Raw genomic sequence first — 16,196 nt, 5'->3', positions numbered from 1 at the left:
CAAAACCCTGTTCTAACGAACGGGGTTTTTTATTCTTTATTTGTATAATTATTTATATAAATATAAGGTACCTTAGCTCAGATGGTAGAGCAATGGACTGAAAATCCATGTGTCCCTGGTTCGATCCCTGGAGGTACCACATAATGCTCGGATGGTGAAATTGGTAGACACGCTGGACTTAAAATCCAGTGAACAGCAATGTTCGTGCGGGTTCAAGTCCCGCTCTGAGTACAAGAAACCCCCTTATTTTTATAAGGGGTTTTTTGTTTTTGACTCGGTTTTAATCGAGAAATAATTATACACCATTAAATGGGAAGTCCTTCTAAACTTTTTGATGTTTTCAAGAGAGTGCCTTGTTTTTTTGTCGCAAATTAGGAGGCAACTCCAGTAACAAGTAACACCTTTAAATGAAATACCCGCCAAATATTTGTGTATAAAGGCGGGTGTCCATAATAAACATAATCTTCCATTTATGTTTATTGCAAAATCTTTTACTATAAATTGCTCTTATTTCATAATTATGGTCATATTTGAAACCAGAACATCGGCTCCATCACTACCACTGTAGCGTTGTAAATAAAAATCGACATAATCATTGGTATTTAATTCAATAGATGCATTAATTGGAAGTGTAATAATATCATTTGTAGCATTTCCCCTGCCATAAAATTTAAATTGTGGTATAGCTACGCCATTTTTGTACAAATGAACAATGTAAGTTCCTGCTGATGGAACCTGAAAGTTGATAGCCCCGGATACCTGAAAGATTCTCTTTTTCTTGCCTACATATTTTAACCTGTTGTAAGTTCCATCAGCTGAAAATCGAAACAAATTGCTGGAAACAGTTGGAATTGAAGCTGAATAGATTCTTATATTGGTACTTGGAGTACCCGAACTTACGTTAAGTTGGATAGCTCCTCCGGTTTCTGCATCCATAGAAAAATCTCCAGTAGCATTGGTATCTGCTTCATTTGGAATCCCTGCAGATCTAACTGTCCATGCGTTACTAAAATTGTATCCCGTATATGTAGATGCCGCTGCATATGGTCTTATATAATTAGCAGGAGTAGCACCAGTAAAAACAACAGATTCTAAAACAGCATCACCACTAATTGTAAGACCCGCTGTAGAAACATCCAGACCATATGCTCCGGGACCAACATTAGAGAAACCTCCTTGTTTTTCTATCAAATTAAATGTTCCGGTAAATTTTTCATACGTGCCTCCATTATTGATAAACCATGCCTGATTACTCAATAGCAACTGACCAATATTACTGTAAGTAATACCATTTGTATTTCCTGAAAAATTAACGATACTCAAAAAAACTAACCCATAACCAGATATAGTTCCAACACTTGCTGCATTTGCAATTATGGTATCTCTAAGCAAAAAGGTCGAGGTCGATGACGCAGCATTTAAATTAAAGACAGTTGCACCTGGTGTTGTAATAGTAAGGTTTCTAATGCTGCCGCCCGCAGTACTATCAAAAAGGACGCCTGATGTTTTGACTATAATATCTTCATTAGCATCCAAACCATCCAGATAGGCGTTATTTAAATCTATAGGAAAATTAAACACGACCTGGCCATTAATTTCATACAATGTATTGGCAGTTAAAACATACTTAGCACCTCCGCCAGCTGCTAATTCCGTGGCAAGAACAACAGCCAGGTTGTCGCCGGCTCTAATACGCTTGAAATTTAATCTTGGAGGGGTTCCGCCACTAAGAATTGCCCAGGATGAGCTAGTGGAATTATAATAGTAAAATGATTTTACGTCAGTATCATAAACAAGCAATGCATCAGCAGGAGATGCAATTGCGTTTCTCTGAACTGTGGTCATTCTCGGTGTAAGCATACCTTGAGTAGTAGAGGAAATATCTAAAACAGAACTTGCACTTGGTGTAACAGTACCAATACCAATTTGTGCATGCATCAGAAATGTTGAAAAGAATAAAAACAGCAATAGTGTAGGTATAATGTTTTGCAAAGTAGATGTAGTTGCCATAATTTCGTGTTAAGATTTTTTAAAATAATATGTAAGAGTTTTGTTTTTTAATTGTCGTTAGCTGCCAGAATTTGAAATAATGACTTTTTGAGTGATTTTTACATTATCGACCGTTAAGAATGTTGCGATGTATACGCCATAACTCAATCCTGAAGTTGAAAAACTAAAGTTCTGTTCAGCGCCTAAATTGTTTTTTGAAATCACAGCTCTTCCAAGAATATCATAAAGTACAAATGATTGCATGATCTCATTATTTAGATTCGTAGCTTTTAGAACCTGGTTTTTATTGTCCTGGCAAATAAAAAAATCACTTTTGACAACATCATTTGTTCCCAGTGTTCCATTAATAAAACTTATTTTAAACCGTTCAGTGTAGGTTCCGGGAGCAACCGCAACTTCGTATCTCGCATTTTTAATGTCATGGTAGGACATATCAAATGAATCATATAAATAAATAGGCTGCGAATTATCAAAATCTGAAATTTCAGAAATGTAAAATTTAAAGTTTGTATTGGTAGTCACTTTTACCGATAGCGGAATTTTTTTATTTAAATCGAAAGTAACGCCTTGAATTACATAATTTCCATTTTCGATCCAGAAAGAAACATCGTTAGGTAGGCTTTCATCCATATTCCTGGCATCAATACCTCTGTCTACGGCATCCGTAGCTGTTGGAACAAACGCCAAAGCGAGCTGTCTTGTAAACTCATTATTTATTATGGTATTTAGCTTAAAATAAGGGACAGGTGAAGGAGGAGGGGGAGGGCCATCTTCAAAGCCTGTATTATTATTTGTTTTGGAGCTTAAATTTTTTGAAGGTTTTTCAAATTGTGATAACGTATTGTCTTCCCTGTAAAATACCCGATGAGAATTTCTAAATGTTACTGTTCCATTGGAAGTTCCGTTTATTATGAATCCCTGACCAATTGGAAGATATTTTCGGGCTATAACAGGACTTGTTCCCGCCGGTGGATTATTATTGACGGTGCCATCGCTGTTGTAAGATCTAAATGTCGCTGCAGTATAAATACCATTTGATCCCAGATTAATTGGAGAGTAGGCAGCATATCCTCCTCTATAAGCCGAAAGGTAATGAGAGTCTACATTTTTGTCCTGCTGCCAAAAATAAGCAATACCGGTTGTAGCAGTATTTGTTGGATCCAGAAGAAAAGCATTCAAATGTAATGCAGACGGGTAGGGATTTCCTGTTAGCGTTGCCGCATTATTAGAACCAACGATAACCGTAATATTTCCATCGTTGGGTTTTCCTCTAAAGTCATATCTTTGGGCACTTCCGGGATTGTTTACAATGCCGGTTCCTTCCGGGTTTGTACTATCAGTACCGCTGGTTCCTTTCATCGTGAATCCTTCGCCCGGAGCAATCATAGTAGAGGTTCCAACTTGTACCCATTGCGAATAATTGTTGGCATTGGTTAATTTATAAACCCAATGTGATGCTATTGTCAATGGATTCGAGATGCCATTATAACTCCCTATAGGAAGTATAGTTGCCCCAGCAGAAGCGATTGCAGTCGTAGGCTGATATAATAAAGTAATTCCAAAATTGTTGTTGCCTGTAGATACTGCAGTATTTCCAACAGGAGAGCACCAGTAATTATAATCAAAATTATCTGAGCTGCCTTCCTGGTAAAGAGATAAAACTCCTGTTCCGGTATTTGCAGACGTACCAGTTGTTCCCTGAACCAACTGAGAATTGTTTCTTAAATGAAGAACAGAGTTAGAGGCCAGATTTATATTCTGACCTACATAGAGTACCTGATTCTTAACATAGATGGGTGTATTGGCACCAACATGTATTTGAGAAAAACTTTGAAAAGAAAATAAAACAGATAGTAATAGTAAAGTTTTTTTCATATTTCTTTGGTTTAATTATTATAGTACAGGTTGTGTTTAACTTAAAGCGTAAGTCTATTTCTTTTTGAAAATGGTATAACTCCCAAATACAATGGCTGCCGTAACTAGCACAAAAATCATTGAGTTAATAGGTGCTGCAACTGGATCATCGGGTAAACCGGGGGGAGGGGGATTTTGTGACAGTGCTATTATTGGAATAAGAAAAATTAAATAGAAAGCTAGTTTTTTCATTATTAGTGATAGCAGTTAGTTAAACGATAAAGAGATCTGGTAGATTGGGTAAGGGATTGTTTTTTAATAGCTTGTGTGCAAATTAAGAGAAATGCCTTTCAATTTAAAAGGGTGAAGTAATAACTGACAGCTATGAGGTATAACTGTATTACAAGGAACTGATTATGATGAAATCATATTGAGTGCCAAGGTTATAGTAAAGATGAAATTGAAAAGAATTGAAATTTAAAAAAGAGTGCCTAATTCAATCCATAGTTACATTTACATAAATGGAATCAAAGCAATCGGAGTATCAAAATCCTGCTTTGATATGACATTCCTGGATGGAGTATTTTGAGAGAAAAAAGCGGGGACTATTAGAGATGTTGACCAGAGTTAAAAAACTATTCAGATAAAATTCTAAAATTCATTGCAAAATTGCCCGCATAGAGGTGATATAAATCCTGATAGTATTATTGTTTCTAAATAATTCGGTCAAGAAATTCTTTGGTAATCGGTTTAACGTGAAAGGAAACTACGTTTTTATTACTGCTTGATCGGGCAATATCTTCATTGTCGATTGTTGATGATATAATATAGGTCTTACAATAATTTTTTAAAGTATTTGATAGCTTATCGTATTCTTCCAGAAATTCAAATCCGGACATTAAAGGCATGTAAATGTCTACAAATATTATCTGAGGCAATTTAGAAAAATTATCCTGATTCTCCTGTAGATATTTCATGGCTTCTTCTGCCTCTGTATAATGTAACACATTTTTTCCAAAATTATTTTTAGTAATCATACGTGATATAATATATAAATCAACCAGATTATCATCAATAATCATCACGGTTTCAAATTTTGGGTCTAGTTCTTTTAACATGGTTTTAAATTTTTTAGTGTAATATTAAATGTGGTTCCAGATCCTTTTTCTGATTGCACTTCTATCGAACCCTGTAACATTTCTATGGTATCTTTTACAATATATAAACCAATACCCGAGCCATCTTTACCCGAGAGTCTAAAAAACATTTCATATATTTTTTGATGATATACTGATGCAATTCCGATTCCGTTATCTGCTATAGTCAAATGTAGATTTTCATGGTCTGAATACCCGAATATTTTTATATACCTATCTGATTCTTCCTTCTTATGATATTTTATAGCATTTGAAATAAGATTTTCTAAGACGGTATTAAAGCGAAGTCTGTCTGTATAAAAAAGCTGCCGTTCCTTGACTTCAATTTCATAACGAATTCCTTTCGCTTCTTTCATACTCTGAAGCGAATCAACTATTTCATGCACTATTTCATTTAGTGGAATCTTTTCCACTTCAAGTCCTGTACGATTGTTTCGTGAGTAACTTAAAATATTTTTAATAAAGTCATCCAGACGATTAACACTACTGCGTATTAATTCAGCATGCTTAAGAGTATCACTTTCCTGGCTTTCTGTTTCAATAAAGGAAAGAAGCCCAAGAATGGAAGTTAGAGGAGAACGTAAATCGTGAGATACACTGTATACAAATCGGTCCAGTTCTGAATTTGTTTTGATGAGTTCTTTATTTCTTTTTTCCAGATTTATTTCTGCCTTTTTACGATCGGAGATGTCATTCGAAAGAATTAATCTCGCTGGGATTCTCTCATACATAATATCATGCGCAATAATTTCAACTGGAACAAGAGTTCCATCCTTCTTCAAATGATTCCATATCCCCCTATTGTAATTTGATTTATTAATTTTTGAAGTATCACTCGATTTTATGAAATGGTTTTTATCATCCTCTGGTCTTATATCCAAAGCAGTCATAGAAAGAAATTCTTCACGGCTATATCCATATTGCAAAATGGCCATTTTATTTATATCAAGAAATCTGAAAGTTGCTAAATCAATAATCCACATTGGCATTGGATTATTGTCAAAAAGATACCTATATTTTTTTTCGCTTTTCCTCAACTCTTTTTGTGCCAATTTTATTTCGGTAATATCAGCAAGGACAATAACAGCTCCTGTTATCTGACCTTCAGGATTGTGAAACGGAACCGGGTATGGCAAGACATTCCGCTTATCTCCATTGGGACGTTCGATGATTATTTCCTTTCTAAGGATTGGGTCACCATTTTTTAGTGCTGTAGCCAGCGAACATAAATTGAGAGGTGAATGACTATTTTTTTTATTGGAAATATTCCATGATTCGTGCCATACGTCTTTTCCTAATTCAGGCTCTTTTCCCCATAAATCAACTGCAGCCTTATTATAGAGTACGATTCGGCCTTCGACATCGCACGAATAAGTAGCAACAGGTAATTTGTGAATTAAATCTTTATACATTTTTTCTCTTTCTTCGATTTTTTTGCGGGATAAAACCTGCTCTGTTACATCATTTCCAAAGAAAAGAATACCGTCAATATTATTATTCACATCCTTATGTGCCTGATAAATGAAATTTAAGTAGGTATCCACTAATTTTCCATTTCCATAACGATCAAGTTTTATCAGCATTTCATTAGCTGAAAAGGTTTCTCCTGTTTTATAAACGGTATCTAAAATTTCAAAAATTCCTTGTGCTTCTAGTTCCGGCAGAACTTCTTTTACTGTCTTACCAATAATATCTCTTTTATCTATTAGTTGTAAATAAAGTTCATTCGCCAATTCATAGATATAGTCAGGCCCTTTTATAATCCCCATACAGGAAGGTGCTTGCGAATATAAATTGTAAAACCGTAGCCTCTCAATTTCAAAAGCTTTTTCTATATTTTTTTTCTCAGTAATATCCCTGCCTATGCAATAGCATAATTTTTTCACATCATCCCATACAGCTGACCATTGTAAATAAACAATATTCCCTTTTTTGTGTATAAATTTTTTTTCAAAAATAGGTACATGCGACCCGTTTCTAAAATCAAAACCTTCATTTATAGGATTACCAGCATCTTCATGAAATATTAAATCGTTGTATTTTTTGCCAATTAATTCTTCAGGCTGGTAGCCTAAAATGCGTTCTGAAGCTTTATTTACCCAAACAAACCTTCCTTCTTCATCACAAGAGCAAATCAGATCCATTGAAAAATCTAAGATTTTACCAAGGTCAATTAACGGTTCCTGAAAATAATTAGTGATACTATCATTTTTATCTTTTGCCTTTTTGGTTTCCATTATATTATTTCTATTGGTTGAAGTATTGATTGAAATTAACTTAAAATAGTAGATTGTATTTTATTCTTTAAGTTTTATGAATTTGTTAAAATCATCTTGTCGTCTTTTGGCAACTGATATAATTGCTCCATTTGAAAATTCACAGAAATAACCATCTTTTTTTGAAATTTTAGAGATATGCCGAATATTGATAATATAAGAATGGTGTATTCTAAAAAAAAAGCTGTTGTCCAGAATAGCACCATACTCTCCCAGATTTCTGCTGGACATGATCTTATTTCCATTAGAAAGGACAAAGACAGTATATTTTCCATCGGCTTTGCAAAAAGAAATTTCTGCCATTGGTATTAACTCTATTTTTTCTAAGGATGCAACCGCCACATAATCATTTGAATGAGGTAATGAACTAAGGGCACTTGTATTATTAATTTTTTGATTCTGATATGAACGTTCCATTTCTCTTCTTTTAATTACTTTATACACAGCTAAGATAATTGTATTAAAATCAATTGGTTTTAATAAAAAGTCAATGGCATTATGTTTAAATGCTTTGACGGCATATTCTTTTTGTGCTGATATAAATACAAGTTTTGGAATGCTAAATTCTAATTGTTCAAGCATTTCAAAAAAAAGCTCTCCATCAAGTATAATATCGAGAAAAACTACGTCTGGTTTTTTTGATTTTATTATAATAATTCCATCATTTATAGAATTTGCAGTACCGACTATTCTCATAATCATAGAGTTCTCTTCTTCAAATTTTTTTAAAATTAGGAGAGTCTCTTTTTCGTCTGATATGATTATGGCATTTATAGAATTCATATTTTTTTGTTAGTTTATTAATCCAAATGGGTTATTTATTTGGTAATAATACGAGTTAATATGTTGTTTGTTAGTTGTTTATGTTTAATATCGAATATTGATATAAATTATTGCAACATTCGTTAATTCTTTAAGAAGTAGTTATAATATTTAAAGGAAAGTAATAAATGTCCTTAATTAAGTACAAGTGGTTAAAATGAGTCTATTTGTGTAATTACTAAATTCTTTTATATCGGTGCTGAAAGCACAACTACTCATACTGTTGATACACATATTATCACAGCATTTTTATCAACCTTCATCTGCACTTAGCAGAATCGTTTTCTTAATTATATTTCAGGCAAATGAATTTTCTACAAAAAAAAAATGATGCCTTAAATAACTAAAAATAGCAGCCTACAATATGGTATCTAATGTATTAAATTTGTACATGCTTATCTTATAAGATTTGCTTTAGATCTTATAAATTTAATATGTAAAATATTAAATTTCAATTATTTATATTTTTTATATATTCTTGATTTAATCAATTTACCTGATAAAATTTTTATTACCGATTTAAATTTCAGATTAAGAATTTGGTAGTTTGCATAAAAAAGCCCTAATGAAAATTAGGGCTTTTTTATGCAATGGTATATTGAGGAGTGGTTAACAAATAAGAACCATTTTTATATCTTCTATTAGGCTATGTAATTCGCGCCTGGTTGATCAAAAAAGTTTGTCCCAGGGATTATCGGTTCTGAAAGGAATAGCAGGAAGTCCTTCTTTGTTGATGAAATTGGATTGGGCGGCTTCGTTCCAGCCAAAACGAGCCGAAACTGGATTTGGAACTTCAGGCGCAGAAAGGATTATTTTCTTGCCTTTTATTTCTGCTTTTGCAGGGATAAATTTTCCATCCGTTCCAGCGATGCTGAACCAGTTAAGTGGTTTTCCGTCACGGCTTGCCAAACCACTTCCGGTATTTGAAAAAGTGATTTCAACAGTGTGGTCCACTGTCTTCATTTTTGTATAAACAGGCCCGGAATATACGACGTTTTTTTGTCCGTAAGCCTTGTTTGCGGCAACAAGACTCAATCGGCGGCCCACTTCCCATTTGTATCCCGGATGCAGATCAGCGATAGTATCGACTAAATCGGTAATGGCAATAGTATTCGTGTTTTGCAAATGCAGGGCAAGCTGCTGTGCTTCCCAGAATTCGGGAAGATTTTCGGCAGTGTGAGGACGATCATCTTTAGTAGTCGAATAAGCGTAGGGAGCAAGTTGGACAAAGTAAAAAGGCAGTTTTTTGTCGTTCCAGTCGTTTCGCCAGCTTTCTATCAGTGTTTTAAACTTGTAGGCATAACGGATATTTTCATTCAGAAAACAATTTGATTCTCCCTGATACCATAAAAATCCTTTCAATGCATAAGGAATTAGCGGTTGTATCATAGTGTCATAAAATTTACCGGGATCGCCACCATCGGTACTGAGTTTATTCAGTGTTTTTCCGTTTTTCATTGTAGGTGACACTTCCATTTTCGAAGCCTCAATCCAGGGTTCAATCCTACTGCCGGGCACTGCCGCAGAAATCATTCCGATTGGCACGTGTAATTTTGAATATAAATCTTTCGCAAAATAATACCCCACAGCCGAAAAATCAACTAACGATCTTCCCATTGCCGAGTCCCAGCCCAAGTGCTCAGGACTTGGATCCATGTATTTTCTGCGGTCCAAAAAAATGCGAATATTGGGATTATTTGCTTTATTCAAATCATCCTCAGGAGGTCTGTATCCCTTCACTGCCGACTCGAATTTACTGTATTTTCGCATGGCATATTCCATGTTTGACTGACCAGAGCAAAGCCAGACTTCTCCCACCAATATATTTTTCAGAACGATTGTATTTGTTCCTTTAACGGTCATCTCACGTGGTGTAAATGATGCCTTCATCGGCTTGAGTTTGACCGACCATTTGCCAGAGTTGTCAGCAATTGTTGTTTTGTTTTGTCCCGCGAAATCTACCGATATTTTTTCGCCTGGACTGGCGGTTCCCCAAACTGGCACATCTTTTAGTTGTTGTAAAACCATGTTGTGTCCCAAAATTTTAGGAAGTGTAACCTGACTAGAAAGATTGAAAGTACATATAATGAAAATACTTAATGATAAAAAACTCAATTTATTGAAACGCATATTTTCTGTAGTTATAAAGTCATCAGTGTAGAAGAGCATCGATACCATTTTTTTGCTATTAAGAGGTACTGTTGATGGACGGAGTATATTTAGATTCTAATTAGTTATTTAACTAATTAGTTTTTGATGGTAATTCCAAAAATAAAAAAATACGACTCCATATCTATCCTGTTGTATCCTGAAGAGTCTTCTCAAACTATATTTTTATAATTTTTCATGACGAAGAGCAAGATTCAACCAATTTGTAAGAACCCTGTACATGTTAATATTTGAATATTTAATCTGATAGATAATAAGTAGTGATAATTTGATAATTAATTATTGAGTAAAAAAATAGCTGTTTTTTTAATTATTAAATTTTTTTAATGCTAAAAAAATATCAAATTACCATTTCGACCTTCTTTTTTTTCCAATTTACCCCTGCTGTAACATGTAAGATAAGCATTACTTTGTATTATTATCAACACGGATACAGTATCATTTTTATATAATAAAATATACATTATGATAGATTAAAATCCCTTCTCAGGCAGATTTGCTAAAATAAAACTGATATGTCCTGATTTACTTTATTACCTGGTTACAATTACAATTCTATATATTTTTTTATTAACTAAAACCAAACAAACCAATGAAAAGACCTTACGATTAATTGTAAAAATGGCTATTACGCAAACTATAGAAATAGAATCTAGGTATTGCATAAATAGTTAGGAATAGATTCAGAATATTAATTTAATAATTTAAACAATTTTATGTCAATGAAAAAAGGATATTTACTTATGTTAAGCATCATTTTATGCGCATGTTCACAAGATGAAGTTTCAGAAATTAATCAGACAAGTTTAACGGAAAACGAATCTGTAATTGAAAATACAGTGAAAAATAATAATCTTACTGCAAAAGTAGGAGCAGCATCGATTGCCGGACTGAACTGGGCAGACGGGCGAGATAATTTTGTGGATGGCTGGGTTATTCTATCGGGTTTAGAGGCAGCTGATAATTACACTACAGTTGTGGCAAAAACAGATGCAATATTAAATGGTTTTACAAGTAAAATAAATGGGGTTAATACTATACGTATTCCAATTAATCCACCTTCTGTTTCTGAGAGCTGGTGGGCTAGTTATCAAGGAGTGATAGATAAGGCGACCAGTAAAGGCTGGAAAGTCATTATTGCATGTTGGGAGTCTTCATCATCAAAAAATGGTATGATTGACAATACAACTGCTTTTTGGAGTATGTGGACAACAGTTGTAAATAAATATCAGGGTAATGCGAATGTATATTTTGAACCATTCAACGAGCCTCATGGATATACTTTAGCTCAGTTAACAACTATTTATGCGCAGTTTCTTTCTACTTATCCGAATGTTCCAAAAGGACGAATTATCCTGGGAGGAACAGGATATTCGGAAAATGTTACCGGAGTCGGGGCAGATACTCGTTTTAATGGATGTTTATTAGGATTACATAATTATGCTTTTTGGGCCACCCGATCAGTTACACAATGGAGAGCAGATTGGCGCAGTAGGGTAGGCAGTTATGCTAGTCGTACAGTAATTACTGAATTTGGTGCCGGAATGAACTCCGGTAAAGATTATCAAAACGGAAATCAGTCTGACAATGAAATTGCTTATATAGTAGCAACCAGTGATGTGTGCAGAACAGATAAAATTGCAAGCGTTTATTGGCCTGGATTGAGAGATGGAGATTCTTACAGTTTGTTTACCAGAGGCGGAAGCGGAACTAATATTACAATTAATACGGTTAACAGTTCTGGTATTTTTCGTGTAAGATATGGCTGGGGTGAGAATTAATTAAAAAGAATAAATTTTATTTTAGAAGAAGGCCTTCAATGGCCTTCTTTTTTATATTTGGAGTGAAGATCCGATGATACAACTAAATAAAAATGTTGTTTTTGTTTAAATTCAGTATATCTCCGTAAGCTACTGCAGCCTTGTGAACCTGAATCATCCAGTCGTCAGCCGCATTATCGTCGGCCCCGTCTGAAATATATTTTAAACACAAAAATGGAATGTTTTCTTTCATTGCAATCATTGCCAATGCATATGCTTCCATATCTACAACATTATATATTTTAGTATTATGACCCATCTCAAAACTATCACCAGTTCCACAGATACCGGTCTGCAAATTCTCCATCTCAAATCCATATTCAAGAAGTATGGGCAAATTTGATAAAGGAGTTTCATATTGTTCGAAGCCTAAACCTCTAACATCCATATCTCTCTGAATAAATTTAGTACAGCAAATAACGTCACCTTTCTGAAAATAATTGCTTCCTGCTGATCCAAGATTTATAATGAGTGATGGTTTTTTATGTTGAATGGCTTTGGTTAATTCATATGCGGCATTTACTTTTCCAATTCCGGTAATCAGCGTGTTATGCCCATTAAATACATCGGCTGCTTCAGATTGAAGTGCAAATGAAAACAATATGTTTTCTAATGAGAATGATAGCTCTTTTGTAATTCTGATCATTTGTAAATTTATTTTAATACAAAGATGCTCAATTAGAATAAATAAAATGTTATGATAGCAAGGATTTGATTCAGTTGCTAAATTTATTATTTCTTTATATTGTAATTTAAATTGTTTGCAGATAATCTGTATTTGATGAAATTTTATATAAATTAGTTAAAAATAAAACAGAAGAGGTTATAAAAAATTTTGCCTTTTTTTATAAGTGTGGGTTTTACAGTTATGCTTAATAATAAAACAAAACCATGTTATGTATAAATTAATAAACTATTGGCTGACGGTTATTGCACTTCAATTTTGTGTGACCTTTTATGCTCAGAGCCCTGAAATTAAAATTGACCTTAAACAGGAAATAGGGCCTATGAAACCAGTATGGGCATGGTTTGGGTATGATGAACCCAACTATACTTATATGAAAGATGGAAAAAAACTTCTTAGTGAAATTGCAGCATTAAGCTCCGTGCCAGTTTATGTGCGTACACATAGCTTGCTGGTAACAGGTGATGGTACTGCCGCTTTGAAGTGGGGTTCTACCAATGCTTATACTGAAGATGATAAGGGCAATCCGATATACAATTGGAGAATTATTGATAGTATTTTTGATACCTATGTTTCGCGTGGTATGAAACCCTTAGCACAAATCGGTTTTATGCCTGAGGCTTTATCTACACATCCTGTTCCATACAGACATTATTGGAAACCCGGAGATCCTTACACAGATATTATTACCGGTTGGGCTTATCCGCCTAAAGATTATGATAAATGGAGAAATCTTGTATATGAATGGGTTAAACATTCGGTAGAGCGTTATGGACAAAAAGAAGTAGAAAGCTGGTATTGGGAAGTTTGGAATGAACCAAACGGACATTACTGGAAAGGCACTCGTGAAGAATTTTTTAAGATGTATGATTATGCCGCAGACGGACTTAAAAAAGCGCTGCCAACAGCAAAAATTGGAGGTATTAATATTGCCGGAACCAGGGGTAAGGGTGCTCAGGAATGGACCAATGATTTTATTAAACATTGTATCAGCGGTACCAACTATGCTACAGGAAAGAAAGGTTCGCCAATGGATGCTATACTTTTTCATGCTAAAGGATGGCCTAAATTGGTAGATGGAACAGTTAGAATGGATATGGCTCCACAATTAAATGATATCGAAACTGGTTTTAAACTAACGATGTCCTATCCGGAAACAAAAGATTTGCCGATTATTATCGGGGAGTCGGATCCTGAAGGTTGTGCCGCTTGCGGAATGGCAACCAATCCCGAGAATGCTTACCGAAATGGGACTATGTATTCAAGTTATACAGCGGCTTCTTTTGCACGCAAATATATATTGGCAGATCAGACAAAAGCCAATTTTCTCGGTGCGGTTTCCTGGTCTTTTGAATTTGAAAACCAACCTTGGTTTTATGGTTTTCGCGATCTTGCCACTAATGGAGTTGACAAACCGGTGTTAAATGTTTTCAGAATGTTTGGAATGATGTCGGGGATGCGTTTAGATGTTGTGAGCAATCGTATGTATCCTATTGAAGAAGTTTTAAAATCAAGCGTTCGTGGTGCTCAGTCTGATATTGGTGCACTGGCCTCCAAAGACTCAAAATCGGCAGCTATTATGGTTTGGAATTATCACGATGATGACAAGCCCGGGCCAACAGAAATTGTTACTCTTTCAATTGAAAATATCCCTGCTAAAAAGGTTTCTATGCGTATTTATTTAATCGATAAAGAAAACAGCAATTCTTATGAGGTATGGAAAAAAATGGGATCCCCGCAAAATCCTACGCAACAACAGATTGAGATACTTGAAAAATCGGGAAAACTAAAAAGTATAGCTGCAAAAAAAATAAAAATAAGGGACAACAAAACAGTTGTAGCTTTAAAAATGGAACGTCAGGGAGTGGCTTTGGTAAAACTGGAGTGGTAATATTTAATAAAAAATTTGATCTCGAAAAATCTTTAGGAGATTTTTTGCTAATGAAAATAATTAATGATTCTATAATAAAAAGAAAATGAATGTCACTTTAAGTACTCAATTAAATAAAAAAAGGATCATTGTTAAAAGTTTGTCTTTAATGATGCTATTTTTTTCATTCAATGTCAGTGCTCAGCTAAAAACTACCGAGAGTGAGATCGGTTTAGGATGGAGCAATAATTCTGTGAATACCGTTATTTTTAGAAACAGTGCACTGACTTCATTTAAAGGAAATCAATATACGGCATACTATGATCCGGATGGCCGAATGGTTTTAGCGAAGCGTAAATTGAATTCAAAAAAATGGGATAGAGTTGTCAGTCCATACAGTGGCAATGTAAAAGATGCTCATAATGATATCAGTATTGTAATAGATTCTGAAGGTTACCTTCATGTGAGTTGGGATCATCATGATACCCGTTTGCGTTATGCCAGAAGTAAAATGCCATTTAGTTTAGAACTCGGAGAAGAAAAACCAATGACAGGAGAGGATGAGGCTAAAGTAACTTATCCTGAATTTCATAATTTACCTAATGGAAATTTATTGTTTTGTTATCGTTCCGGGGCTTCGGGACGAGGAAATATGATTATGAAATGGTATGATGTAAAAACGCAGCAATGGACTTCATTACAAAATAATTTAATTGACGGCGAAAATCAACGCAGTGCCTATTGGCAAATGTGTGTAGGTGACAAAGGAATTTATATTTCATGGGTTTGGAGAGAAAGCTGGGATGTATCTACGAACCATGATATTTGTTATGCTTTTTCTGCTGATGGAGGAAAAACATGGAAAAAATCTACTGGAGAAAAATACATTTTGCCCATTACAAAAGAAACCGCTGAACATGCCTGGGAAGTACCTCAAAACAGCAGTTTAATCAATCAAACGGCAATGACTGTCGATGAGCAGGGAAATCCATTTATTACTACTTATTGGGATAATAATGGAATTCCACAATATAAAGTAGTCTATTTGTCTGAGGGAAAATGGAATTTAATAAATACTAATTTTCACGTCAAACCATTTACTTTAGGCGGCGGAGGCACGAAAAGAATTCCTATTTCACGTCCTGAAATTCTGGTAAATAAATCGATGTTGTATTTGCTTTTTAGAGATGAAGAAAGGGATAACAAAATAACATTAGGTTATACCAATTTGCAAAAAATACAATGGAAAACACAAGATCTCAGCCGATTTTCTGTCGGACAATGGGAACCTAATTTTGATAAAGAATTTTGGAGAGATAAAAAGCAATTGCACATTTTTTCTCAAAATGTAACTCAGGCAGATGGAGAAGGATTAAGTAAAGCAGATCCTCAGCCTGTACAAATTTTAGAATTAATGCAAATGCCAATCTTAGGAGAGTAATTCATAAATCAAAAAAATGTTTTTTTTTATATAACGTAAATTTCCCCTTCACATTTTTTAATTTAATAATTATGGATAATGCGAAATATTGC

At 34.4% G+C, this 16,196-nt stretch carries 10 protein-coding genes and 2 tRNA genes; 5 read left to right on the top strand and 7 right to left on the bottom strand.

The annotated features are described in order from the left end of the window. Window positions 1-66 precede the first annotated feature (66 nt). Window positions 67-139, top strand: a tRNA-Phe gene (locus tag AC6CH4_RS23935). 6 nt (window positions 140-145) lie between these two features. After that, window positions 146-231, top strand: a tRNA-Leu gene (locus tag AC6CH4_RS23930). 276 nt (window positions 232-507) lie between these two features. On the opposite strand, the gene AC6CH4_RS23925 is transcribed toward AC6CH4_RS23930, so the two are convergent. From AC6CH4_RS23925 to AC6CH4_RS23900, 6 genes are all read right to left on the bottom strand, one after another. After that, window positions 508-2,010 carry a phage tail-like protein gene (locus AC6CH4_RS23925; protein WP_498107497.1) on the bottom strand — a complete coding sequence of 501 codons (1,503 nt, stop codon included), beginning with the start codon at window positions 2,008-2,010 and terminating at the stop codon, window positions 508-510. Between the two features lie 57 nt (window positions 2,011-2,067). Then, window positions 2,068-3,885 (bottom strand): DUF8693 domain-containing protein, encoded by a 1,818-nt coding sequence (locus AC6CH4_RS23920; protein WP_498107496.1) that lies wholly within the window; start codon window positions 3,883-3,885, stop codon window positions 2,068-2,070. A 692-nt stretch (window positions 3,886-4,577) separates the two neighbouring features. Next, window positions 4,578-4,982 (bottom strand): response regulator, encoded by a 405-nt coding sequence (locus AC6CH4_RS23915; protein WP_498107494.1) that lies wholly within the window; start codon window positions 4,980-4,982, stop codon window positions 4,578-4,580. Continuing rightward, window positions 4,976-7,258 carry a PAS domain-containing sensor histidine kinase gene (locus tag AC6CH4_RS23910; RefSeq protein ID WP_498107492.1) on the bottom strand — a complete coding sequence of 761 codons (2,283 nt, stop codon included), beginning with the start codon at window positions 7,256-7,258 and terminating at the stop codon, window positions 4,976-4,978. The genes AC6CH4_RS23915 and AC6CH4_RS23910 overlap by 7 nt, the downstream gene beginning before the upstream one ends. Before the next feature lie 60 nt (window positions 7,259-7,318). Then, a complete protein-coding gene (locus tag AC6CH4_RS23905; RefSeq protein ID WP_498107490.1) occupies window positions 7,319-8,080 on the bottom strand; it encodes a LytR/AlgR family response regulator transcription factor in 762 nt (253 codons plus the stop codon). 708 nt (window positions 8,081-8,788) lie between these two features. After that, complete coding sequence (locus AC6CH4_RS23900; protein WP_498107488.1) at window positions 8,789-10,288, bottom strand: sialate O-acetylesterase; 1,500 nt, start codon at window positions 10,286-10,288, stop codon at window positions 8,789-8,791. Window positions 10,289-11,010: 722 nt separating this feature from the next. Here AC6CH4_RS23900 and AC6CH4_RS23895 point away from each other — a divergent pair. Next, complete coding sequence (locus AC6CH4_RS23895) at window positions 11,011-12,069, top strand: cellulase family glycosylhydrolase (protein ID WP_498107486.1); 1,059 nt, start codon at window positions 11,011-11,013, stop codon at window positions 12,067-12,069. Between the two features lie 82 nt (window positions 12,070-12,151). Here AC6CH4_RS23895 and AC6CH4_RS23890 read toward each other — a convergent pair whose 3' ends face one another. Beyond that, the gene (locus AC6CH4_RS23890; protein ID WP_498107484.1) at window positions 12,152-12,754 is read right to left on the bottom strand and encodes a 5'-methylthioadenosine/S-adenosylhomocysteine nucleosidase family protein; all 603 of its coding nucleotides are present in this window, start codon (window positions 12,752-12,754) and stop codon (window positions 12,152-12,154) included. Between the two features lie 250 nt (window positions 12,755-13,004). On the opposite strand from AC6CH4_RS23890, the gene AC6CH4_RS23885 reads away from it, so the two are divergent. Both AC6CH4_RS23885 and AC6CH4_RS23880 read left to right on the top strand, forming a co-directional pair. Then, window positions 13,005-14,684 (top strand): GH39 family glycosyl hydrolase, encoded by a 1,680-nt coding sequence (locus AC6CH4_RS23885; RefSeq protein WP_498107482.1) that lies wholly within the window; start codon window positions 13,005-13,007, stop codon window positions 14,682-14,684. A 148-nt stretch (window positions 14,685-14,832) separates the two neighbouring features. Continuing rightward, a complete protein-coding gene (locus tag AC6CH4_RS23880; protein ID WP_498107480.1) occupies window positions 14,833-16,104 on the top strand; it encodes a BNR repeat-containing protein in 1,272 nt (423 codons plus the stop codon). Window positions 16,105-16,196 lie beyond the last annotated feature (92 nt).

The sequence above is a fragment of the Flavobacterium sp. GQ95 genome (assembly GCF_059758655.1).
Note: the sequence above shows the minus strand (reverse complement) of the source record. Positions and strands in the feature narration are given on the sequence as shown.

What these genes read in the sequence shown, in the direction of transcription:
- AC6CH4_RS23925 (WP_498107497.1), bottom strand. Translation starts at nt 2,010, where the DNA reads ATGGCAACTACATCTACTTTGCAAAACATTATACCTACACTATTGCTG.
- AC6CH4_RS23920 (WP_498107496.1), bottom strand. Translation starts at nt 3,885, where the DNA reads ATGAAAAAAACTTTACTATTACTATCTGTTTTATTTTCTTTTCAAAGT.
- AC6CH4_RS23915 (WP_498107494.1), bottom strand. Translation starts at nt 4,982, where the DNA reads ATGTTAAAAGAACTAGACCCAAAATTTGAAACCGTGATGATTATTGAT.
- AC6CH4_RS23910 (WP_498107492.1), bottom strand. Translation starts at nt 7,258, where the DNA reads ATGGAAACCAAAAAGGCAAAAGATAAAAATGATAGTATCACTAATTAT.
- AC6CH4_RS23905 (WP_498107490.1), bottom strand. Translation starts at nt 8,080, where the DNA reads ATGAATTCTATAAATGCCATAATCATATCAGACGAAAAAGAGACTCTC.
- AC6CH4_RS23900 (WP_498107488.1), bottom strand. Translation starts at nt 10,288, where the DNA reads ATGCTCTTCTACACTGATGACTTTATAACTACAGAAAATATGCGTTTC.
- AC6CH4_RS23895 (WP_498107486.1), top strand. Translation starts at nt 11,011, where the DNA reads ATGAAAAAAGGATATTTACTTATGTTAAGCATCATTTTATGCGCATGT.
- AC6CH4_RS23890 (WP_498107484.1), bottom strand. Translation starts at nt 12,754, where the DNA reads ATGATCAGAATTACAAAAGAGCTATCATTCTCATTAGAAAACATATTG.
- AC6CH4_RS23885 (WP_498107482.1), top strand. Translation starts at nt 13,005, where the DNA reads ATGTATAAATTAATAAACTATTGGCTGACGGTTATTGCACTTCAATTT.
- AC6CH4_RS23880 (WP_498107480.1), top strand. Translation starts at nt 14,833, where the DNA reads ATGATGCTATTTTTTTCATTCAATGTCAGTGCTCAGCTAAAAACTACC.